A 22325-nucleotide genomic window follows, 5' to 3' on the forward strand; every position below is an offset into this window, starting at 1 on the left:
CAGAGAGCCCCAAAAATACCGTCAGGCCAAAATGGATCAATCCTTACGGAAGATTTCCCTTTATTCTCAATGGAATAAGGTCAAAAAAATACCGTCACAAGCTCTCTAAGCCATGACGGTATATGCAATTCTGCGATGTCACAAGACGCCCCATACCGTCAGCCCCGCCGTCGATCGCGAGGCTTGCCCAGCGATTGACAGCGAAAGATGGCGGGAGAAAAATTATTTATTTTCAGCGTGTTATGGAGGGATATCGGCGGCTATCGGCGGTGTTTGGGTAGGCCCGAATTATTCCCACTCGATCGTGCCGGGCGGCTTGCTCGTGACATCGTAGACGACACGGTTGATGCCGCGCACTTCGTTGATGATGCGGGTTGCCGCACGGCCGAGGAAGTTCATGTCGTAGGGATAGAAATCCGCAGTCATGCCGTCCACCGAGGTCACCGCGCGCAGCGCACAGACGAAGTCATAGGTTCGGTAGTCGCCCATGACGCCAACAGTCTGGACCGGCAGCAGCACGGCGAAAGCCTGCCAGATGGTGTCGTAAAGACCGGCCTTGCGGATCTCGTCGAGATAGATCGCATCCGCTTTACGCAGGATATCGAGCTTTTCACGGGTAATCGCACCGGGGCATCGGATCGCAAGACCCGGACCGGGGAAGGGATGGCGGCCGATGAAGCTTTCCGGCAGGCCGAGTTCGCGGCCAAGAGCGCGCACTTCGTCCTTGAAGAGTTCACGCAGCGGCTCGACGAGTTGCATGTTCATGCGCTCGGGAAGACCGCCGACATTGTGGTGGCTCTTGATGGTCACCGAAGGGCCACCGGAGAAGGAGACACTTTCGATGACGTCGGGGTAGAGCGTGCCCTGCGCGAGGAAGTTCGGAGCACCCTTGCCATCGGCGGCAATCTTGGCCGCTTCGGCCTCGAAAACCTCGATGAACAGACGGCCGATGGTCTTGCGCTTCACTTCCGGATCGGAAACGCCGGAGAGTTCGCCGAGGAACAGGTCGGATGCGTCCACATGAACAAGCGGAATATTGTAGTGGTCGCGGAACATGCCGACGACCTGTTCGCTTTCCCCAAGCCGCATCAGCCCATGATCGACGTAAACGCAGGTCAGCTGGTCGCCGATAGCCTCATGAATGAGAATAGCTGCAACCGAAGAATCGACGCCACCTGAAAGTGCACAGAGCACCCGGCCGGTGCCGACCTGCTCGCGGATCTTGCGGATCATCTCGGCGCGATAGGCCGCCATCGTCCAGTCGGATTTCAGACCAACGATCTTGTGCACGAAGTTTGACAGCAGCTTGCCGCCATCGGGCGTATGCACCACTTCCGGATGGAACATGGTGGAGTAATAGTGCCGCTTCTCGTCCGCTGCGATGGCGAACGGTGCGTTTTCGGAGGTTGCGATGACCTCGAAGCCTTCCGGCAGCTTCGTCACGCGGTCGCCATGGCTCATCCACACCGGGTAGCTTTTGCCCTGCTCCCAGAAGCCTTCGAACAGCGGGCTAGCCTTCTTGATGTCGATATCGGCGCGGCCGAATTCCGCCGCATGGCCGCCCTCGACAACGCCGCCGAGCTGTGTGCACAGTGTCTGCTGGCCATAGCAGATGCCGAGGATCGGTACCTTGCTGTCGAACACTGCCTGCGGCGGGCGCGGGCTTCCTTCCGCCGTGACAGATGCGGGGCCGCCGGAGAATATCACGCCCTTGGGCTGAAGTTTCTCAAACGCCTCTGCGGCATTCTGGAACGGGTGGATTTCGCAATAGACCCCGGCTTCGCGGATGCGGCGCGCAATCAGCTGCGTCACCTGGCTGCCGAAATCGATGATGAGAATGCTGTCGGGATGGGCTATCTGGGTCATGGCGAGCCTTTAAAGAAAATGGCGGCTTTAGGCAACCCGGAAGCGGGTGGCAAACAGTAGAAAATCGCGAAAATCGCAAGGTTCAGAGGGCTATCGCGCCGTCTTCGATAGCGCGACAGAGCCGGTCAACGGCATCCGCCAGTTTTTCATCGATGATGTGCAGATACTCGGTCCAGTCATTCACGTGTTTCACATCGGCCTTGCCGTCGGAAATACCGCGCAGGCCAATCAGCGGTAAACCGAAACGCTGGCATGCTCTTAAAACTGCATATGTCTCCATTTCCACCATATCGGCGTCGATCAGCCCATAGGCCTCGCCGGAAACGACATTGGCGCCGGTGGAAAGCCGCGCCCCGGCAACGTCGGGTATCCGCAAGGGCAAGGCCACCTCCGCCGGCAGGTCGAGAAACGGTGTGCAACCCTTCGCAAAACCGAAGGGAGAGGCATCCATGTCACGATAAGAAACCGACACTGCCTGGTAGATTGCGGTCTGTTCGAGCGTGCGGGAACCGGCGGAGCCGAGCGACACAACGAGGTCTGGCAGATGGCCCGCCGTATCGAGACCGGCAAGAACGGTCGTGACCGCAATAGCCGCTTCGACGGGTCCAACACCGGTCATCAGCGGTGTGATGCGTGACTGCAGGTGGGGACCGTATTCGGCGGAAGCCGCCATGACGAACAGGAGTGATTTATCCGCGACATGCATAAGCTGGTAGCTCATCCGGTAATATCCTCGCGTCCTTTAACCACCATCATCGTGCCCGTCATTGAGGCGATCAGCTTTGCCGGCCCATCGGACAGGGCATAGGCGCGACCATCGGCGACGATAAGATTATTGCCGGGCTTGATGATCTCGCCGCGAAACAGAAACCGCTCGCCGCGTCCCGGCGACATGAGGTTCACCTTGAACTCGATGGTCAGCAGCGAGGCTTCCGGCTCAATGATCGTATAGGCGGCATAGGTGCAGGCGGTATCCAGACCGGCGGCGATGACACCCGCATGCAGTATGCCGTGCTGCTGCGTCAGCTTTTCATGAAAAGGGAGTTCGATTTCCACCAGCCGGTGTTCGATACGGCTGATTTCGGCGTTAATCGCCTGAACCACGCCCTGCCGCGCAAAGCTTCTTTCTATCCGCTGACGAAAATCGCCGGGATCAGTGATCTCCATGGCCTGCCTGCCTGCTTCTGCCTCATCGCAAACTGACATGGCGCGGGGCGGCAGGCAAGACAAGGGCGATGCGGCAAATTAGAGAAATTAGGAAAAATCCAGCGCGCTTTTCCTTTGGAAATGCGCAAGCACTTTAGTTAAGCATGCCGATGCTTGCGTTGAGCACCGTCGCAAAGGCGACCCATACGGCATAGGGTACGAAAAGCCACATTGATATGCGGTCACGACGATAGGAGAGCGCTATAAAGGCGACGATGCTGATCAGCATCGGGATGATGACAATCAATGCGCCAGCCGGACTTTGCATGCCGAAAAAGATCGGCGACCACAGAAAGTTCAGTACCATCTGGGTGAACCAGAGCCGCATGCGCGTTCCCATCGGCCTGCGAATCCATGTCCGCGCGCCAGCAACGCCGATCAGCACGTAAAGCGCGGTCCAGACAGGCCCGAAAATCCAGTTGGGCGGATTGAAGAAAGGCTTCTGCAGCGATTGATACCATTCGCCGGGTACATTGTTGACGCCGATCAACGCCCCTACGGCAACAACGACAACCACAAAGACAATATAGATCGCAAGATTTCTCATAATCGGTCCAATGCGCCGGCTGGGCTTTTGTTCCCCTGTTTTTTCAATATTTTAGCTGGATAGCCGCACGATGTGCTGGTCCCATGCCACATCGCTGCGCCGGGTTCCGAAAAACCCCTGATAGGACGAAACCGCGATGCCTCTTAAGGCGGGCGCAACACCTGCCGCGTCCCGCACTGTCGTCTCGGAAACCACACGCCCGGTTTTTGCATCCAGCGTCACGGCGGCGTTGCCGTTGGGCGAGGTCAGGCCAACCAGCTGATCGCGTCGGTTGACGGCGATGGCACCCACATAATTGGCAAGGCGGACCGTTGTTTCTTCCGGTAGATCCACAAAGGTTACATCCTCACCCCTAGAGAAATGGCCGACAAGTGGCGGAAGATCGTTGCGCGGTCCTTCATACTGGCAGGCGAACCAGATGCGCCCGTCATCCCCGATATCGACATGACGTGTGGATAGCTGCCGCAGTCCGTTCGGCATCGCGTGTTTCTGAATCAAATGGCCGGTTGCTGCGTCCAGCAGCACGAGAGAAGGTTGCATCCTGTCGACGTTGAGCTTGGTGCGGCCGAAATCCGGATGGGTTTCGATACCACCATTGGCGATGATGATCGTTCGCCCGTCGTCGCTCACCGTCATGTCATGCGTGCCGACGCCATGCGCGTCATATTCGCCGATGCGTATGAAGCCGTTTCTGGCGTCATAGAGCCCGATAACGCCACGATTGCCGTCGAAGTCGTTTTCGCTGGCATAGAGGATCGACCCATCTGGCGAAAACTGTCCATGACCGTAGAAATGGCGGTTTTCCGGCGTGTGCATCACGATCGGTTCGCGATGCCCCCCGGGGTCGAAGGCCATAAAGAATGTCCCCGGCCGGCGGGCAAAGGCCACGGTCATGCCGGTCGCGCGGCTCGTCGCCATTCCATGGGCGCGGGCAGGAAGCGTGACGCGGTCGATGATCCCGCCGCCCTCGCTCACCGTCGCAATGCCGTAGGACCCGTCACGGGCGCGGAAGGCAGAAGCAAAGACCGCGTCTGTCCGCTCAAGCGCATAAAGTGAACGGGGAGCCAAGGCGGTGAGGAAGGAAACTCCCGCCGCTTTGATGAAGCTGCGCCGATCTATCAGTGTCCGCCTGGCGCCGGAGATCATCGGCTCAATCCCCATCGGCGAAAGAAAAGCCGGAACTGAGGCCAATCGCGCCGCCATATTGATCGTTTAACCGGTAGATAAGGTCTTTGCCGTTCAGCAGAAGATAATCCACCTTCGCTCGCTGATCGTCCTGATCCAGCGCCTTTTGCACATCTGCATCGATTGTCCCGGCCACGCGGATCATCGATTTGGCAATGAAGTCGATGGAATTTACGATGGAGCGTTGGTCGGGGGGGACGAGTTCGGCCATATCGGCGGTATGCAGCAGTGTCTGAATGGCCTTGATGTTTGTGGAGATGCTTCTCCATGTCAGGCCAGACCGCCAGTAAATGGCGGTGCGGGGAAACGTCGCCTTGTCCGGCCCCTTGTAAAAGGTCTCGATCCGCTGGTCGCGGATCGCCTCGGCGCCGTGCACCAGAATGCCGAGCAGGGCAACCAGCGCCTCTCGTTCGTCGCGGAAGACGGGGTTATCAGGCCCCGGCTGCGTCCAGTTTTTCTGTGCGCCATCGGCCGCGTTCCAGCTATCGGAAAGCTCTGCCGCGACATCGGCGATATTGCCGGCAATGGCGGCTCCGAAACGGCAGCGGAAATCGCCCTTCTTATCAAGAAGTTCGTTCGCGCCGGTGCCGTAGAGAATGAATTCCAGGGCGCCCAGCCCCTGTGCGGCAACGCTCTTGCCACTCAGGCCTTCGGCGGTGGTAACGCTTTCATCCTTGTCGGAAAGGTAACGCTGAACCTGTTTCAGCCCGAGCCCCTTCTTGTCGGGATAATAAAGGACGCGCTCGAAACGGTTCTGTTCGATGACAGGGCCGACACGCACGATCTCTATGGTCGACCAGCTTGAGACCGCATCGGCAAAGGCGTCCTTCGCCGTCTTCTCCGTCGTAGCAGAAGGCGCCGCGCAGAAAGCCTTCATGCTGTCCTCCAGCGTCTCTGCCGAGCGTCGGAAGTGGTCGTAGCCGGGTCGGATGAAGCCGTTCACTGCCTTTTCCATGACGCCGCGTACCTGTGCGGGGTCGAGCGGTGGCGGCGGCATCAGTTCCACATCCTGGGCCATGGCCGGCTGTGTCGTCAAAAGCATCAGCATGGATATGAGGCCGGAGATTTTTCGCATGGCTTTTTTCATTAAAGAGACTCCAGAAAGGCCAGCAAAGCCTGCCGGTCGGATTTTTTCAAGACGGCAAAGGCGTCGCGCGCTTTCTGACCTTCGCCGCCATGCCATAATATCGCTTCCGTCAGGCTGCGCGCGCGCCCGTCATGCAGGTAAAAACCATTGCCATTCACGCGTTCTGTCAGACCTATGCCCCAGAGAGGCTGGGTCCGCCAGTGTCGTCCGCTTGCTTCGCCCACCTGTTGGCCATCGGCAAGCTCCTCTCCCATGTCATGCAGCAGAAAATCGGAATAGGGCCAGATAAGCTGAAACGCATGCATCGGATCGGCGGCATCGCGTCGGGTGACGAATTTGGGGGAGTGGCAGGCCGTGCAGCCCGATGCGTAAAAGAGTTGCTTGCCCCGCAGCACCATCGGCTCACCGACATCACGCCGTTGCGGCACGGCGAGGTTTTCAGTGTAGAAGGTCACGAGATCGAGAACCTGATCCGGCGCCTCCACCGGCCCGAGCCGCGGTTGCACGCCCGTTGGCATGGCGAGACATTTTTTCTGCCTGTCGGTACAGTCGCCATAGGCATTCGGCGCATCCGGTGTGGAGATGCCGATATCGTGGGAGAAAGCGCTTGCGCTCTGGTCGCGTACGCTCGCGTTCTGAGCTTTCCAACCAAACCTCCCGATTTTCTTTTCGCCGGTGCGATGATCCTTGACCCAAGCGGGACGCCCTTGAATGCCGTCCCCATTCTTGTCGTCCGGATCGGCGTTGGCCAGAATATCGGTGTCGCTGATAGCTTCTATCAAGCCAAGCCCAAGGGTCGGCATGGCAATGCGTGCTGACAGCGAAGTATCGGCGCTGAGCGGGCCATATTTCAACTCTGCCACGGCATAATCAGGCTGGCGCAACGTCACCATCTCACCATCCGCCAGGGACACTCGCTTTTCCGTATAGGTGATGACAGCCTTGCCCTCGGCCTCAAGGCCGGGAATGGCAAGATTCTGAAGCTGCCGTCCATAAGTGTCGTCAGGAAAGTTCAACACTTCATGGCGCGCGATCGCCGTCCGTTCCGCCTCGTCTCGAGCCGGCCTTGCCAGCCGTAGAAACAGAGAGACGGCGTCTTCGCCGGCAAGAGGCGGACGGCCCCTGCCATCCTTCACATGGCACGTCTGGCAGGATCGGGCGTTGAAGAGCGGCCCCAAACCGTCTGAAGCCTGCGTGGAAGAAGGAGAAGAGACCCACAATTTCTGAAACAGCGCGTTGCCAAGCTTAAAATCCTGCCTCCGCTTCGGGGGCATGGTGGCTGACGGATGGGAAAACGCGTTGCTGTCAGTTCTGTTGGTATTGGTCGACGCCCCGCCAGACATGGCTTCGAAAGGCTCCGGGCCGGTAAAATCGATCGCCGGAGCGGTTACGGCAAGAACGCGGTTTCTGTCATTTTCCGTCAGATCGTCACGCAAGGATGCGGCAAGCGTCGCCGTCGCCAAAAGACAGGCTGCCCCGGCGAATAAGAACGGCCTACGGATCGGCGACAGAGACATTTCCATGAAAGTCAAACGCGTGCGGGGAGCAACAGGCCGCAGTCTCCCTGCGGCCAGTTTTTGCCGTTTATTTGAAAACGGCGTTCGGATTATCGAGGCTGTCGGATCCTTCGAGGTCAATCTTGCCGAGATCGAGTGCAGCAATGACGCGTTCGACCGACTTCGTCTGGTCGAGGAGGCCATCGATGGCGGCCTGAACCACGGCGTTGCCTTCCTTGTTGCCCTCGCCGATCATCTGATCGTAGGCCTCGACCGTCTGAGCGCGCTTTTCCATCGCGTGCATGGCATTGAGCGTCTTGTCCAGCTTCGCCAGCATCTCGTCGTTCAACGCCTTGTCTTTGGAGCCGACCAGTTCCGAGAGCGACGCGCCAGTCATCTTCGTTCCGTCCACACGGGTATAGTCGCCGGTATAGGCCGAGGCGATGCCGATCGCGTCGTTGAGATGCGAATTATAGGTATTGTCGGAGAAGCAATCATGCTCCTCTTCCGGATCGTGCAGCAAAAGGCCAAGTTTCATGCGTTCGCCGGCCAATTCACCATAGGAGAGCGAGCCCATGCCGGTGAGAATGGCGGTTAGGCCTGCCTTCGGATCGCCTTCCAGCGTTTTGGTTGCTTCGCCTTCCGGCGCCCAGGCGTCGACCATCTCCTGCAGATCCTTGATCAGCAGGGTGGAGGCGGATTTCAGATAATCGGCACGGCGATCGCAATTGCCGTTCGTGCATTTCGCCTTGTCATAATCGGTGTAAGGGCGGTTGCCTGCGCCCGGCCCGGTGCCGTTCAGATCCTGGCCCCAGAGCAGGAATTCGATGGCGTGGTAACCTGTCGTCACATTGGCTTCGACATCGCCCGCCTCGTGCAGGCTTTCGATGAGTTCCGGGGTGATCTTGGAGGCGTCGACCTCTTCACCACTGATCTTGATCTTCGGGTTGGCGATGATATTCGCAACATAAAGCTCGTTTTCGTCGCTTTCCGTGCCATAGGAACCATCGACGTAGTCGATCAGGCCTTCGTCCAGCGGCCAGGCGTTCACCTTGCCTTCCCAATCGTCAACGATCGGGTTGCCGAAACGATAGACTTCCGACTGTTGATAGGGAACACGTGCCTTGATCCAGGCTTCCCGCGCGGCCTTTAACGTTTCTTCGCTCGGTGTGGCGATCAATGCGTCGACGGCCTTATCCAGCGCCTTCGCTGTGATCAGCGAATCCTCGTATTTCGCATGTGCGACATCGGCATAGTGCTTGACAACAGCGGCCGCGTCGGTGGCAGCCTTTGCAGGAACCGCGGTGAAAGCCGCCGATGCGGCAAGAAGCGCGAAAGAAGCGCTGAGAATGGTTTTGCGGATCATGATCCCTCTCCTTGAGCAGGCATGAAATAACTTCACGCTGCGGCAAGCGAGTTCTGACCCAATCACAAACTTGTGTCAAACATTCTAGTTTAGAATGCTTTGAAACAAGCCTGTGCTGTATTTCCCAGGTAAAATCCCTGGATGCAAAATGCTTTTATGCTCTGCGTTTCATCAGGCAGAAGAAGAAACCGTCCGTATCTGTGGTTGCAGGCGTGAGCGTCACTGTCTTGCCGTCGGAAGAATGCGGTTTGTTGGCATTGCTGCCGAAAGTCGTTTGCCACCGCTCCAACGCCGAACCAATGGCAAAATCTGGATTTTGCTCGCAGAAACGACGGACCTGCTGTTCGTTTTCTTCGGGAAGCACCGAACAGGTTACATAGAGCAGCTCTCCGCCCGGGCGCACGAATCCCTTGGCCTGCGAAAGTGCCTCGCTCTGCTGTTGCACGCGCTCTTCCAGATTGCGCGCGGTCAGCCGCCATTTGGTGTCGGGGCGCCGCCGCCATGTTCCGGTTCCGGTGCAGGGGGCATCGACGAGAACGCGGTCGAATTTTTCCTGAAACGGCGTGAGGCCCGATGCGCGGTCATGAACCTGCACATTACGCGTGCCGGCCCGCTTCAGCCGTTCGATGATCGGCGCAAGGCGCTTGCGGTCGGCGTCGAAGGCGTGGACCTGACCCTTGTTGTTCATGCTGGCAGCCATGGCCAGCGTCTTGCCGCCGCCGCCTGCGCAATAATCGAGGATCTGATCACCCTCATGCGCGCCGGCGAGATCGGCGACGATCTGCGACCCCTCGTCCTGCACTTCGAACCAGCCCTTCTGAAAGGAGAGTTCGGCGGTGACGTTCGGCAGGCGGGATGGGCCTTCGCCTGCGGGAATGCGAACACCCTGACGGGCGATGTGCGTGGCCTCCGCGCCGCTTTCCTCAAGAACCTTCAAAACCTTTTCACGGGTCGCCTTCAAGGTGTTGGCACGCAGATCGAGAGTAGGGCGCTCATTGAGCGCCTGAGCCTCAGTCAGCCAGCGCTCCCGGAATGCGGTCTCGAAGGAAGATTGCACCCAATCGGGAATGTCGCCCTGAACATGGGCCGGCGCCTCGGCAAGGGAACGGGAGAGAAATGCCTGCTGTCTTTCTGCGTCCGGTGCGGCAGGCGCGAATTTGTCACCATCGAATTCCGCTGCCAGTTCCGTGAAGCTCTTGCCCCATTGACGCAACAGAACAGCGTAGCCGAGTGAGGTGGCGCTGTCGTCATCCATCAGCCAGGCGTGCGACAGTTTCATGCGCAACGCATCATAGACGATGTTGCCGATCGCGGCCCTGTCGCCCGACCCGGCGAAACGATGGGCAAGGCCCCAGTCCTTCAGAGCATCGGCGACGGGACGCCTGCGTCCCTCAATATCCGCCAATACTTCGATTGCTCCGGCCAAACGCCCGCCTAATCGCATTGTCTACCTCGTTTTCCTGACAAGGCCGGTTGGTAGACGCGAATGGCGGCGAGGGCAAGGCTCAATCGGCTTTGACGACCTCGTAGCAGACCTTGGCAGTGCCGGAGTTGATCATGCCGATGTTTTTGGCCGCAGCCTTGGAAAGATCGAGAACGCGACCCTTGATAAATGGCCCGCGGTCATTGATGCGAACGACAACGGCCTTGCCGTTGCGCGCGTTGGTAACCTTGACCTTGGTGCCGAACCGCAGGGAGCGGTGAGCGGCGGTCAGGTTGGCGGCGTTCATACGCTCGCCAGAAGCAGTCTTGGAGGTCAACGCATACCACGATGCGCCTCCACAACCATTTGCCGCATTCGCCTGAAGAGGCGCGATGATGGAACAGGCGGCGATAGTTGCAGCGGTGAAAGTTATACGACGGATATTCAAAACAGTGCTTCCCTGAAAATCGGCCCCGCGCCGATTGATTGTGCCCTTGCTAAACGGCCATGAACTGGCCTGAACGCCTTTTGATGCGAGATTGTAGGGCGAGGGAAAAATGGCGAAAAAAAGCTGATCTCAAATCACGAACTGTTACAGACTGTAACATTCGTGATCATCGGCCGGAAGCTGCCATTGCCGCGCCCGTTTGAAGAAGCGGAAAAAATAACGAAGAATCAATGCTCAATGGGAATGTTGTTGCAAGTCACGGCTTCGTGAATCCACTTCACGAAATGTGAGTGAAATATTTTTCTAATGACTACGATTTTAGTGATTTCGGCTTGGTTAATAAAATCCTAATTGGCTGAAATAAGACGAAAACCATCCGCAAAAGCGGGATTGGAAGGATTTTTCATCGCTTTTGGAGATGGCATTTTTCAGCCTCGCCAGAGGCCGTTTTCCCATAATTGTCGAAGCGAGACCCTGTACTCCGGGAAGCGAAAATCGAAGCCCAGATCGCGAATTCTGGCGTTGGAAACGCGCTTGTTCTCGCCATAAAAAGAGCGCGCCATCGGTGTTAGATCGGCAGTTTCAAAGGCCTGTTCGGGTGGTGGTTCCACTCCCATCAGCGCTGCGGCGAAGCTTACCACATCCTGCGGGGGGCAGGGTTCATCATCGGTCACGTTGAAGATGCCGCCTTCGTGTTTCTGTGCCAGGAAGGCAACCGCCGCGCCGATATCCTCCACGCGGATGCGATTGAATACCTGGTCCTTCTTCACCAGCCGCCGCGCCGTTCCCTTCTCGAAATTCATGAAGGCATTGCGCCCCGGGCCATAAATTCCGGATAGACGCAGGATGGAAAGCGGCGCGTCGGCGTCGCGGGCCGCTTCAGTCCATGCGGCCTCAGCCGCTACCCGCTCAACAGAACGTGGGGAAACGGGGCGGCAGGGTGTTGTCTCGTCCACCCAAGCGCCGCCGTGGTCGCCATAAACGCCCACGGTAGAAAGATAAGCGATCCATGCCAGATTGGGCAGGAGCTTTTTCAAGTCGCCGCCCAGAAGCGGAAGCAGAGGATCGCCATCCTTGCCCGGCGCGACGGATTGTATGAGATGCGTGACATTGCCCATCGCAGCGACGAGCTCATCATTGAGCTGGACGCCGTCAAAGAGCAAGGGCGTCATGTGTGCGCTGGCGAGGCCAGAGAATTTGTCCTGACTGCGCGTGGTGCCGGAGATCCCTGCTGCTTGGGATTTCAGCGCGTTGGCAATGGCTTTCCCCGAATAACCCGCGCCAAAAATCATCACATGCATGGTTCACGCCTCTGCCAATTGCCATTCCATTTCCGCCTCCGGATCAGTCTCCGGTGCGCGCGTGGCAGAGTATGTACGGAATTCTCCTCTGTCCATAAGCCGCGATAAAGCCCATGCGGCCATACCGCGTACCTCCGGCGAAGGGTCCGTTTCGGCAAGAGCTTTGCATCGTTCCACGAACTGCCGGTTTCCGGAGTTGCCGGCCGCAATCAGCACATTGCGGATAAATCGGCTACGGCCGATGCGTTTGACGGGAGAGCCACTGAAAAAGCTGCGGAAGGCAGCATCATCCAATGTCAGGAGGAAATCGATGGACGGTTCTTTCAGATCCTCGCGCGCCTGCAATTTCATTTCCGAGGCGCTGGCCGCGAACTTGTTCCATGGGCAGGCGGCGAGGCAATCGTCACAGCCGTAGATGCGATTGCCCATCATCGGCCGGAACTCATGCGGAATTGGCCCCTTGTGTTCGATGGTGAGATAGGAGATGCAGCGACGGGCGTCGAGTTGATAGGGGGCGGGAAAGGCCGCCGTTGGACAGGCATCAAGACAGGCCCGGCAGGAGCCGCAATGATCCTTCTCGGCCTCATCGAGACAGAGATCAGCGGTGGTGAACATGCTGCCGAGGAACAGCCAGGAACCATGGCTGCGGCTGACGAGGTTGGTGTGTTTGCCCTGCCAGCCGAGACCGGCGGCGGCGGCGAGCGGTTTTTCCATCACCGGGGCGGTGTCGACGAAGACCTTCACATCCTCGCCGGCGCGTGCGGCAAAGCGCGTGGCGATTTCCTTCAGCCGCCCCTTGATGACGTCGTGGTAATCGCGATTGCGGGCATAGACCGAAATGGCTGCCTTGTCCGGTTTCGAGAGCAGATTGCGTGGGTCTTCGTCGGGACCATAATTGAGGCCGAACATGACGATGGAGCGTACATCGCTCCACAGCGTTTTCGGCTCCGCCCGCCGGGCCTCGGTTTCTTCCATCCACGCCATCGTGCCGTGATAACCTTTGCCGAGAAATTCTCTCAGCCGTTCCGGTGCGAGCGGAATGCTGTCCGGCGCTGTGACGCGACATAGATCGAAGCCAAGCGAAAGGGCTTCCTGACGAATGAAATCCGTCAGTTTGCGCGCGCGTATCCGCTGCTTCTCGTCGGCAACGTCGATGGTAGTCTCTCCTGCGGGTTGTTGCGCGTCATATATAGGCGCAGTCCCGGGCCGCAGCAAATAACCGAAAGGCTGAACTTAAAAGTCCAGATCGGCATAATGGGAGGAGGGGGCGAGGCGCGGAATACGCTCGCTCAGGAACGGCCGGAAGGACGGACGGGATTTCACCCGCTGGTACCATTCCTTAGCGATGGGCGCCTCGAGCCAGTTGATCTCGCCGAGATAATCCAGAACCGAAACCGCGGCTGCGGCGGCAAGATCGGCATAGCTCAGCCGATCACCCGCCAGCCATGTGCGCGAACCGGCCAGCCATTCCAGATACTTTATGTGCTGGCGGATATTGTTGCGGGCTGTGCGCAGCAATTTGGAATCCGGCGGGCCGCCGCCTTGCGCGGTCGTCATCTGCAATTTGTAAACACGCTCCCGTACCAGCGGCCGGGTCACGTCATTTTCCATCTTCTGCAGAAACCATTCCGTCAGGCGGCGAATTTCCGCCCGCTGAAACGGGTCTTCCGCCAGAAGACGCCTGTCACGCTTCAAAACCCCATGGGTTTCATCGAGAAATTCCGCAAGCACGTAGGGCCCGCTGAGGGAGCGCATATTGTCGTCGAGATAGACCGGCAGGGTGCCGGCCGGATTGAGCGCCAGAAACTCCCGCCGCCTTTCCCACGGTTGCTCCTCCACGAGATCGGTCTGGAACCCGTATTCCGCAAGGATCAGACGAACGAACCGGGATGCGGTCGACATCGGAGAGTGATAGAGAGTTGGCATCGGTACTCAATTTTTACGATTGGTTGTCATGATCGGCATCTGCCGGAAAACTTTTTCAGTTTCGCTTCATCAAGACGCTATAAGAGCTTGGCTACTTTAAAACAAGTTTAACGGAATTGCCTTCCATTGCCACTTCCCCCTGAAAAGAAGGATTCCTCATGGGTGACCAATCGATCATCAGCGCGCTTCTGCTGGGTATCATCGAGGGTCTGACGGAGTTCATTCCCGTTTCGTCAACGGCGCATGTGCTGCTGGCAGGGCACTTCCTCGGCTTCAAATCACCCGGCAACACCTTTGCGGTTCTCATCCAGCTCGGTGCGATCCTTGCGATACTTCTTGTTTATTTCCAAAAGCTTGTATCGATAGCGCTCGCTCTGCCGACAAGCGCGAAAGCGCGCCGCTTCGTGCTGGCCGTCGCTCTCGCCTTCCTGCCGGCGGCCATCATCGGCGCCTTGGCGCATGACTTCATCAAGACCGTGCTGTTTGAAACGCCCATGCTCATCTGCGTGGTGCTGATCATCGGCGGGGTCATTTTGCTTGCCGTCGACCGCATGCCGCTAAATCCGAAATATACCGACATCATGGATTATCCGCCATCGCTTGCATTCAAGATCGGCCTCTTCCAGTGCCTCGCGATGATTCCCGGCACATCGCGTTCCGGTGCCACGATCGTCGGCTCGTTGCTGATGGGCACGGACAAGCGCTCCGCCGCCGAATTTTCGTTCTTCCTGGCGATGCCGACCATGCTCGGCGCGTTTACGCTCGATCTTTACAAGAACCGCGATGCCCTGAGTTTCGATGACGGCGCTCTGATCGCCGTCGGCTTCATCGCCGCTTTCGTCTCGGGTCTATTTGTCGTTCGCTCGCTCCTGGATTTCGTCTCGCGACGGGGCTTCGCGCCCTTCGCCTGGTGGCGCATCGCCATCGGGTCTCTGGGACTTATCGCGCTTCTGGTCCTGGGCTGAGGCTTTAATTTATATGGACTGAAAAAGAAAAAGCGCCCCGGAAAACCGGCGGCGCTTTTTTTTAAACTTCTAAAGGCTGGTCAGTTGGTGCTGATCGAAGCCGTCGCACAGGGGTCCACGCCATAAGCCGGAGCACAACCGCTCTTGCCCGCTGCAACCGTGCCCGGTGCCATGAATGAACCCGCCAGAACCACCAAAGCCGCACACGCAAAAAAGAGTGCGATAGATCTGCCCATTTTATGATTGCCTTTCAGACGTTCGTTCGCGCGGATCGTGCCGCCGTGTGTGAATTGAGGGTTCGGGATATGTTTGGAATGTGGCGAATATCAATAAAGCAGCTTGTTGAATACCGGGTTAATGCGAAGTCTTTTCCACAGTTGCGCTTGTGCCACGCTTGCCTGCGGAGACCTTTCCGCCGTTAACCTTTTCCAGCGGCTCGCCCGCTCCGATATTGATGTCGTCTCCTCCCCGTTATCTAAGGAGAAATGCACCGAAAGCGGTTTGGTTGCGATGAAGAATGCACAAAAAAAGCGGGAACAAGTCCCGCCTTTCTAGTAGGTGCCGCATGGCGGCAGAGCTCAGGCCGCCTTGCCCGCATTCGAGAACTGGCCGTGCGGGCGATATTGCACCATGTAGGACGGCAGAACAGACGCAACACGAACGGGCGTAATGCCGATGCCTTCCAGCGTCAGGCCGTTTTTTTCCGCCTCGGCGGAAACGACGTTGTCCTTTTTCAGCATGGTTACCTGATCGGATGTCAGCGGTGGCGTGATCAGCGGCACCATTGAAGCAACCTTGCCGATCATCGAGGCAACGCCGAAAGGCAGATTGACGAACGGACGTTCGCGATAGGTGGCGGCAAGAACGGCCTCAAGACAGTCGCGGAACGTCATCACATCCTGGCCGCCGAGCTCATAGATGGCGCCGGGTTTCAGCTTGCCGTCAACGCTACGGGCGACGGCCTCCGCGACATCCTCGACATAAACCGGCTGGAACCTGGTTTTTCCGCCACCGATCAACGGCAGGAAGGGCATGCCGCGGGCCATCTTCGCGAACTTGTTGAAGAAATCATCTTCCGGTCCGAAGATGATCGAAGGACGCAGGATAACGGCGGCGGGCAGAACAGAATGGATAGCAGCTTCGGCGCGGCCCTTGGTGCGGCCGTAACCCGTGGACGAACCGGCTTCCGCGCCGATGGCGGAAATATGCGTCAGCGTGGCGCCGGCATCGCGGGCGGCCTCGGCGATGGCTTTCGCGCCGAATTCCTGCACGGCGTCAAAGGTGTTGCGGCCACTTTCGGTCAGGATGCCGACGCAATTGACCACATGATCCGCATCTTCCACGGCTTTGACGACGGAATCGCGGTAACGCAGGTTGGCCTGCGCAAAGGAAATCTGGCCGACATTGCCAAGCGGCTGCAAAAAGCCGGCGAGATCGGGTCGGCGCACGGCGACACGAATGCGATAACCGCGCTTGGCGAGCAGTCTCACCACATGCCGCCCGACAAAACCCGAACCGCCGAATACGGTGACGAGGGGTGGAAGGTTGGCCAAGGTCATGGGAGGCTCCTCAGAAGCTGTCGATAAAGCGTTTTTCAGTCTCTTAGCCCAAAGCCGCGCGCACGGGAAGAGATGTTCTCGCCGGGGAGAGGCGGGTTTGGGACATAGGGTTGACGACCGTCAAATTCCCTCGACGATCACCATTTCCGCATCCGCGACTTCCTGGCGGATTTTGGCGGCTGCCTGGTATTCGGGGGAATTATAGCAATCGATGGCGTGTTGCACCGAAGGAAACTCGATGACGACGTTGCGCGCCCGTGCCTTGCCCTCAAGCTCGGTCAAAGCACCGCCACGAGCGAGGAAATTCGCACCGAACCGCTCGAAGGCGGGTCTTGCCGTTGAGACGTAGTCCTTGTAACGCTCGCTGTCGCGAACATCGACGCGGGCGATCCAATATCCCTTCGCCATTTCATCTCCTCCTGTCGTCATTATTGATTGGCTGGAAAGCTGGCGCGCAGCATGTCATCGAGAATGGCGCGGGCCGCCGCTTTCGGATCTTCCGCCCTGACGATCGGTCGGGCGACAACCAGATGGCTCGAACCCGCCTTGATGGCGTCGTAAGGCGTCATCACCCGTTTCTGATCGCCGAGATCGGCGCCCGCGGGGCGAATGCCGGGGGTAACGACCGCAAGATCGGGGCCGAGGATTTCGCGCACGGCGGTCGATTCTTCCGCCGAGCAGACGATGCCGCCCATGCCCGCCTCGCGCGCCTGTTCCGCGCGGCGCAGCACCAGCGAACGGGCATCCGCGGCGTAACCGGCTTCGGCCAGATCGCTGTCATCCATCGACGTCAGCACCGTGACACCGAGCAGGCAGAGGCCGGAACCTTCCGCCGCCTTGACGGCAGCACGCATGGCTTTGGGATATGCATGCAGCGTCAGCATCGACATGCCCATCCGGGCGATGTTTTCGACACCGGAGGCGACGGTGTTGTCGATATCGAGCAGCTTCATGTCGAGGAAGACCTTCTTGCCGCTTTGGACAAGGTCGCGCGCGAATTCCAGACCGCCGGCGAAGACGAGCTGATAACCGATCTTGTAGAAAAGAACCTCGTCGCCGATTTTTGAAACGATGTCTTCGGCCTGCTGCACAGTCGGAACATCGAGCCCGACGATGAGTTTTTCGCGCGCGGTCATTGTCTTATCCCTGCCATGTTTCCATTGCCGTCCAGTCGCATGCGGGGGAGGCGGCTGCAAGTGAAAAGTCGGCGATGGAGAAGCGAAAGAGATTGCCGCCGCCGGGTGGCTGGTCCTCGCTGCGGCTGATGCGGCGGCCTTCTATATGGCATTTCAGAAGTGTGCCCACACCGCCATGGCCGACAAAGGCGATAGGCCGATGTGTATCGTGCCGGTCAAGAAGAGCTCTGACGGCATTGACAATCCGCGCCTGCGCATCGATTGCCCGCTCCCAGCCGCGAAAACTTTCCTGCGGGTGAGCGAAGAACCAGTCCGCCGCCTTCTCGAATTCCGGTGGCGTCAGGAAACCGATGGAGGACCGGTCGTTTTCATGCATCTCCTCGACGATTTCTATCTCCGCTCCGGATGTCTCGGCAAGGATACGGGCGGTTTCAACCGCCTTCGTCTCGGCGCTGCAAACGATATGGCGCAATGCCAGCGCCCAAGGCAGGCGGCCTGCCTCTCGCGCCCGCTCGGCACCTCTTTCCGAAAGCCCCCATTGAGGAACGGGAACAGCCGGATCTATACTGACCTGGGGGTGGGTAATGTAGAGAGCATGCACGGCAATCGGTCCCCAAAAGGCCATGGAAAGGGCATCGACACCCTAACCATGCGCTACGACCGGGAAATGACGGATTTTCTCGATCTGCCGGACGTCAGGCCCGAGTATAGGTCCACAGTTGCGCCGGCGGAATATTGCGCACGATGAAATCGAAATGACGAATGTGGTAAAGATGCGGCTGTGCGACGATCGGCGAGATCGGGCCATAGGATATCTGCACCACGGGGCGGCCATGCGGCACGCGCTTCAGCAATTCGTCGAGAAGCTTGATGCGGGCGGCCATCGGAAAATTCAGCATGGGCACGGCTGAAATGACACTGTCGAACATCTGATGCCCGTGTTCGCCGAGCGTCGCATCGAGATCGAAGGCATCCCCATTGACGAAGTTGACGCCGGGGTAGCTTTTGAGCAGCTGATTATAGAAATCGGTCGAATATTCGATGGCGGTCAAATTCTCCGGCTTGATGCCGCGCGCCAGGATGGCCTTGGTGATGACACCCGTGCCTGGGCCGAGTTCAAGAACCGGCAGGCCGGAATGGGGATTGATGACACTCGCCATCTTTTTCGCTGTGATGGCCGATGTCGGTACGATGGCGCCGACTTTTTTCGGCTGGCTGACCATGCCCTTGAAAAAGCGGATTTCTTCCTCGAATTTCTGTTCAAGGCGTTGCTTCAGGTTAAGTGCCATAATTCCCCTCAGATGCATTTGGTCATTGTCAAAAAACAGTTACGCAATGTTGATCCCATTTGGCGCAAAAACAAGGCAAAATGTCGCAACTGGGAAAATTCGCCTCCGGGTCCAAGGTGACGATAATCGAATAAAAAAACGCCGGCGGAGCGATCCACCGGCGTTTTGGCTAAAATGGAAAGAAATCAGCGTACTCACACGCGCATCGGCATCAAAACATACAGGGCATCGTCGCCGGCGGTGTCACGAACCAGCGTCGGCGACCCTGCATCTGCCAGAAGGAAAATCGCGTCGTCACCGGAAAGCTGTGAGGTGATGTCGAGCAGATATTTCGCGTTGAAGCCGATTTCCATCGAATCATTGTCATAGCCGACGGCAACTTCTTCCGTCGCGCTGCCCGAATCGGGATTGTTGACGGTAAGAGTGAGCTGTCCATTGGTGAGGGCGAGTTTCACGGCGCGGCCACGTTCGGACGAAATGGTCGAAACGCGATCGACAGCCTGGGCGAAAGACTGGCAGTCGACCCGCATTTCCTTGTCGTTGCCGGTGGGGATCACGCGCTGGTAATCCGGGAAAGTCCCATCGATCAGCTTCGAGGTCAGAACGACCGAGCCGATGGTCAGGCGGATTTTCGCATCCGAGACTTCGACGGTGACTTCAAGCTCGGGGTTGTCCATCAGCTTCTGCAATTCACCGACAGTCTTGCGCGGAATGATGATGCCAGGCATGCCTTCGGAACCGGACGGCGCGTCCACATCGGCGCGTGCCAGACGGTGACCATCGGTTGCGACAGCGCGCAGCTTCAGCTCGCCATTGCTTTCGATGGTGTGGAAGAAAATGCCGTTCAGGTAATAACGTGTCTCTTCAGTCGAAATCGCGAATTGCGTGCGGTCGATCAACATCTTCAGATCGGTCGCCTTCAGCTTGAAGGTGTGGCTGAAGGTGCCGGCGGTCAGGTCAGGGAAATCCGCCTCGGGCAGGCATTGCAGCGAGAATTTCGAGCGGCCGGACGCAACGGTCATGGAGGAACCGTCCGGATTGGTCGCCAAAAGCACCTCGGAACCATCCGGCAGCTTGCGCACGATTTCATAGAGCAGGTGTGCCGGCACGGTGGTGGCGCCCGCCTGCTCCACCATGGCCGGGGTCGCTTCGGTGATTTCGAGATCGAGGTCGGTCGCCTTCATGTCAAGATTGGCGCCGGAAGCGCGCAGCAGAACGTTCGACAGGATCGGGATCGTGTTGCGACGCTCGACGACCCGGTGGACGTGGTTCAGCGATTTCAGAAGGTTCGACCGCTCAAGAGTAATACGCATGGACACTACCGCTTTCAACCGTTGCGAACCGGCCACCGCCGGATCGGCAAGAAGAGTCTTCACCGGCAAATGCCGGATAATGTGGACGGGCAAAATGGCAGAGTTATTGCGGAGAATGCAAGAGCCGAGTTCGTCTGCCGCGGGTCATTTTGCTGCTATACAACATGATCCACAGGCTGGCGCCGCCTGTTGCCCTTGTTCGCCGGTTTTCAATTGCCCATAAAGAGGAATAACTGGAGCGACCGGCCGGAAATGATCGGCAAGAATGATTGGAAGCCGTGTGACGGAAGAAACATCGAAGATTGACGCCAGGCAGGCGGTGAAGGAATTCAGGATCGGGGCTGCCACAATTCCCGCGCGTCCGCTGGAGTGCGCGCTTTATCTCGTCGCCACCCCCATCGGCAATCTGGGCGACATCACCATTCGCGCGCTGGAGACGCTGGCTTCTGCTGATGTTCTCGCCTGCGAGGATACCCGCGTCACGCGCATCCTGCTCGAGCGTTACGGTATCCGTACCCGTCCGTTTGCGTATCACGAGCACAATTCGAACGAAGTGGGGCCAAAGCTCATCGCGGCGCTGGAAGCAGGAAAATCCGTGGCGCTGGTGTCGGATGCGGGAACGCCGCTTGTTTCCGATCCCGGTTACCGGCTTGGCCAGCTTGCACTCGAGGCCGGGCATCGCGTCGTGCCGGTGCCGGGCGCCTCGGCGCCGTTAGCCGCGCTGGTCGGTTCGGGCATGCCAAGTGACGCCTTCCTGTTTGCTGGTTTCCTGCCGGTAAAGGACCGCGGCAAGCGCGACCGTTTTGCCGAACTGGCGAAAGTCCCCGCGACCCTCATTTTTTTTGAATCACCGCATCGCATCAGCGCTTCCATCAAGGTCGCATCGGAAGTGCTTGGCCGTGAGCGCCGTGCCGTGGTCTGCCGCGAGCTGACCAAGACGTTCGAGGAATTCCGCCGCGGCACGCTCGGTGAGCTTGCGGATTACTATGACGGTGACCGTGTGGTGAAGGGCGAGATCGTGCTTCTGGTGGAGCCGCCTTCCTATGACGAGATTCCCGATATCGAGGATGTCGAGAAACTGCTGAAGGATCTGATTGCCACCATGCCCGCTGCAAGGGCTGCAGGCGAAGCGGCGAAGCTGACGGGCCTGCCGCGCAAGGAGCTTTATCAAAGGCTGCTGGACATGAAGGAAGCGGATGGCCGCTAACTGGCGAAACGATAAAAGGCGAAAAGCCGAGCGGCGTGGTCATGCTGCGGAATATTGGGCGGCACTTTTTCTGCTGCTGAAGGGATATCGCATTCTCGCCATTCGTTATCGCACCCGGCTGGGGGAGATTGACCTTGTCGCCCGCAAGGCGGACGTCGTCGCGTTTGTGGAGGTCAAGGCCCGGCCGTCCGGCATCAGCGCGATCGATGCCGTCGGCTTTCATTCGCAGCAACGCATCCGGGCGGCTGCGGACCTGTGGCTGGCCCGCCACGGCGATGCCGGGCGGCTTTCACTGCGCTTCGATATCGTCGCCATTCTGCCGCGAGGTCTGCCGCAGCATTTTATCGATGCCTTTTGAAGGGGAGACGATGTCCACCGAGCGTGAAAAAATGGCCGCGGGCGAATGGTACAGCTGCATGGATGGCGAGCTGGATATATTGCGCCGGCGCGCACGAGGGGCCGTCCACCAGCACAATACGATGCCGCCGGATGAGCGCGGGGCAATTGCACCGCTGCTGCGCGCGCTGTTTAATTCCGTCGGGGAAGGCGCGTTTCTCGAAGCGCCGTTTCATTGCGCTTACGGCTTCAACATCACGCTCGGAAAAAATGTATATCTCAACGCGGGCTGCACCATTCTCGATTCCGCTAAGGTAACGATAGGCGACGGCGCGATGCTGGGGCCTGCGGTGCAGATTTACTGTGCGGAACACCATCTCGACCCGGTGCCGCGTGCCCAAGGCATTGAAATCGCAAAACCCGTGGCCATCGGTCGCGACGTCTGGATCGGCGGCGGAGCGATTCTGCTTGCGGGTGTGACAGTGGGTGACGGTGCGATTGTCGGTGCCGGTTCGGTCGTCACACGCGACGTCGCTGCAGGCGTGACGGTGGTCGGGAACCCGGCGCGGCCCCTGAAACGCATATCCGACTGAGATTTTCATCCGCCGCTGTAATAAATCTGACATGGAACTGTCAAAGAGGCGTCATTGAACCTCTCTATTCGCATCC

23 protein-coding genes are annotated in these 22325 nt (G+C 58.5%); 4 read left to right on the forward strand and 19 right to left on the reverse strand.

Annotation, left to right across the window (positions count from 1 at the left end):
- Positions 1–288 precede the first annotated feature (288 nt).
- The 13 genes from guaA to EGT36_RS07765 all read right to left on the reverse strand — a co-directional run bounded on the left by guaA (position 289) and on the right by EGT36_RS07765 (position 13851).
- A complete protein-coding gene (gene guaA / locus EGT36_RS07705) occupies positions 289–1866 on the reverse strand; it encodes a glutamine-hydrolyzing GMP synthase (protein WP_125270227.1) in 1578 nt (525 codons plus the stop codon).
- Positions 1867–1948: 82 nt separating this feature from the next.
- Entirely contained in the window at positions 1949–2587 is a 639-nt protein-coding gene (locus tag EGT36_RS07710; RefSeq protein ID WP_037089430.1) for a 5'-methylthioadenosine/S-adenosylhomocysteine nucleosidase, read from the reverse strand.
- The gene (locus EGT36_RS07715) at positions 2584–3033 is read right to left on the reverse strand and encodes a PaaI family thioesterase (protein ID WP_003520131.1); all 450 of its coding nucleotides are present in this window, start codon (positions 3031–3033) and stop codon (positions 2584–2586) included. The genes EGT36_RS07710 and EGT36_RS07715 overlap by 4 nt, the downstream gene beginning before the upstream one ends.
- A 133-nt stretch (positions 3034–3166) precedes the next feature.
- A complete protein-coding gene (locus EGT36_RS07720) occupies positions 3167–3619 on the reverse strand; it encodes a TspO/MBR family protein (protein WP_004439437.1) in 453 nt (150 codons plus the stop codon).
- 51 nt (positions 3620–3670) lie between these two features.
- Positions 3671–4765, reverse strand: coding sequence for a DUF1513 domain-containing protein (locus tag EGT36_RS07725; RefSeq protein WP_037089601.1), 1095 nt, complete (start codon positions 4763–4765; stop codon positions 3671–3673).
- Positions 4766–4769: 4 nt separating this feature from the next.
- On the reverse strand, positions 4770–5891 hold the full coding sequence (locus tag EGT36_RS07730) for an imelysin family protein (RefSeq protein ID WP_022555474.1): 1122 nt from the start codon (positions 5889–5891) through the stop codon (positions 4770–4772).
- Complete coding sequence (locus tag EGT36_RS07735; protein WP_125270228.1) at positions 5891–7414, reverse strand: di-heme oxidoreductase family protein; 1524 nt, start codon at positions 7412–7414, stop codon at positions 5891–5893. Before EGT36_RS07735 ends, EGT36_RS07730 begins: the two co-directional genes overlap by 1 nt.
- Positions 7415–7475: 61 nt before the next feature.
- Positions 7476–8753, reverse strand: coding sequence for an imelysin family protein (locus EGT36_RS07740; RefSeq protein WP_037089428.1), 1278 nt, complete (start codon positions 8751–8753; stop codon positions 7476–7478).
- A gap of 154 nt (positions 8754–8907) precedes the next feature.
- Positions 8908–10197, reverse strand: a complete 1290-nt coding sequence (locus EGT36_RS07745; RefSeq protein ID WP_037089426.1) for an RsmB/NOP family class I SAM-dependent RNA methyltransferase — start codon at positions 10195–10197, stop codon at positions 8908–8910.
- A 61-nt stretch (positions 10198–10258) separates the two neighbouring features.
- Positions 10259–10624 carry a septal ring lytic transglycosylase RlpA family protein gene (locus EGT36_RS07750; RefSeq protein ID WP_004439454.1) on the reverse strand — a complete coding sequence of 122 codons (366 nt, stop codon included), beginning with the start codon at positions 10622–10624 and terminating at the stop codon, positions 10259–10261.
- Positions 10625–11052: 428 nt separating this feature from the next.
- Positions 11053–11925, reverse strand: coding sequence for an SDR family oxidoreductase (locus tag EGT36_RS07755; protein ID WP_006699704.1), 873 nt, complete (start codon positions 11923–11925; stop codon positions 11053–11055).
- Between the two features lie 3 nt (positions 11926–11928).
- Positions 11929–13080, reverse strand: a complete 1152-nt coding sequence (gene queG / locus EGT36_RS07760; protein ID WP_037089600.1) for a tRNA epoxyqueuosine(34) reductase QueG — start codon at positions 13078–13080, stop codon at positions 11929–11931.
- Between the two features lie 78 nt (positions 13081–13158).
- A complete protein-coding gene (locus EGT36_RS07765; protein WP_006699702.1) occupies positions 13159–13851 on the reverse strand; it encodes a glutathione S-transferase family protein in 693 nt (230 codons plus the stop codon).
- A 158-nt stretch (positions 13852–14009) separates the two neighbouring features.
- On the opposite strand from EGT36_RS07765, the gene EGT36_RS07770 reads away from it, so the two are divergent.
- Positions 14010–14816: an undecaprenyl-diphosphate phosphatase gene (locus EGT36_RS07770; RefSeq protein ID WP_037089424.1), complete on the forward strand. Its 807-nt coding sequence runs from the start codon at positions 14010–14012 to the stop codon at positions 14814–14816.
- Positions 14817–15394: 578 nt separating this feature from the next.
- Here the strand turns inward: EGT36_RS07770 and EGT36_RS07785 are convergent.
- The 6 genes from EGT36_RS07785 to dnaN form a co-directional block, all read right to left on the reverse strand.
- Positions 15395–16375 (reverse strand): complex I NDUFA9 subunit family protein, encoded by a 981-nt coding sequence (locus EGT36_RS07785; RefSeq protein WP_037089422.1) that lies wholly within the window; start codon positions 16373–16375, stop codon positions 15395–15397.
- Between the two features lie 120 nt (positions 16376–16495).
- The gene (locus EGT36_RS07790; RefSeq protein WP_037089421.1) at positions 16496–16783 is read right to left on the reverse strand and encodes a DUF1330 domain-containing protein; all 288 of its coding nucleotides are present in this window, start codon (positions 16781–16783) and stop codon (positions 16496–16498) included.
- Positions 16784–16803: 20 nt separating this feature from the next.
- Entirely contained in the window at positions 16804–17511 is a 708-nt protein-coding gene (gene pyrF / locus EGT36_RS07795; RefSeq protein WP_004439469.1) for an orotidine-5'-phosphate decarboxylase, read from the reverse strand.
- A gap of 4 nt (positions 17512–17515) precedes the next feature.
- Complete coding sequence (locus tag EGT36_RS07800; protein WP_037089598.1) at positions 17516–18112, reverse strand: histidine phosphatase family protein; 597 nt, start codon at positions 18110–18112, stop codon at positions 17516–17518.
- Positions 18113–18206: 94 nt separating this feature from the next.
- Positions 18207–18800: a phospholipid N-methyltransferase PmtA gene (pmtA, locus tag EGT36_RS07805; protein ID WP_006699699.1), complete on the reverse strand. Its 594-nt coding sequence runs from the start codon at positions 18798–18800 to the stop codon at positions 18207–18209.
- Positions 18801–18994: 194 nt separating this feature from the next.
- Complete coding sequence (gene dnaN, locus EGT36_RS07810) at positions 18995–20113, reverse strand: DNA polymerase III subunit beta (protein WP_006699698.1); 1119 nt, start codon at positions 20111–20113, stop codon at positions 18995–18997.
- A 265-nt stretch (positions 20114–20378) separates the two neighbouring features.
- On the opposite strand from dnaN, the gene rsmI reads away from it, so the two are divergent.
- Genes rsmI through EGT36_RS07825 form a run of 3 tightly spaced genes read left to right on the forward strand, consistent with a single transcriptional unit; the run spans position 20379 to position 22249 of the window.
- Positions 20379–21320, forward strand: a complete 942-nt coding sequence (gene rsmI, locus EGT36_RS07815; protein ID WP_037089419.1) for a 16S rRNA (cytidine(1402)-2'-O)-methyltransferase — start codon at positions 20379–20381, stop codon at positions 21318–21320.
- Positions 21310–21678 carry a YraN family protein gene (locus tag EGT36_RS07820; protein WP_004439484.1) on the forward strand — a complete coding sequence of 123 codons (369 nt, stop codon included), beginning with the start codon at positions 21310–21312 and terminating at the stop codon, positions 21676–21678. Before rsmI ends, EGT36_RS07820 begins: the two co-directional genes overlap by 11 nt.
- Before the next feature lie 10 nt (positions 21679–21688).
- Entirely contained in the window at positions 21689–22249 is a 561-nt protein-coding gene (locus EGT36_RS07825) for a sugar O-acetyltransferase (protein WP_006699696.1), read from the forward strand.
- Positions 22250–22325: the final 76 nt, after the last annotated feature.

It is taken from the genome of Agrobacterium sp. FDAARGOS_525, assembly GCF_003938925.1.
Taxonomy (GTDB): domain Bacteria; phylum Pseudomonadota; class Alphaproteobacteria; order Rhizobiales; family Rhizobiaceae; genus Agrobacterium; species Agrobacterium pusense.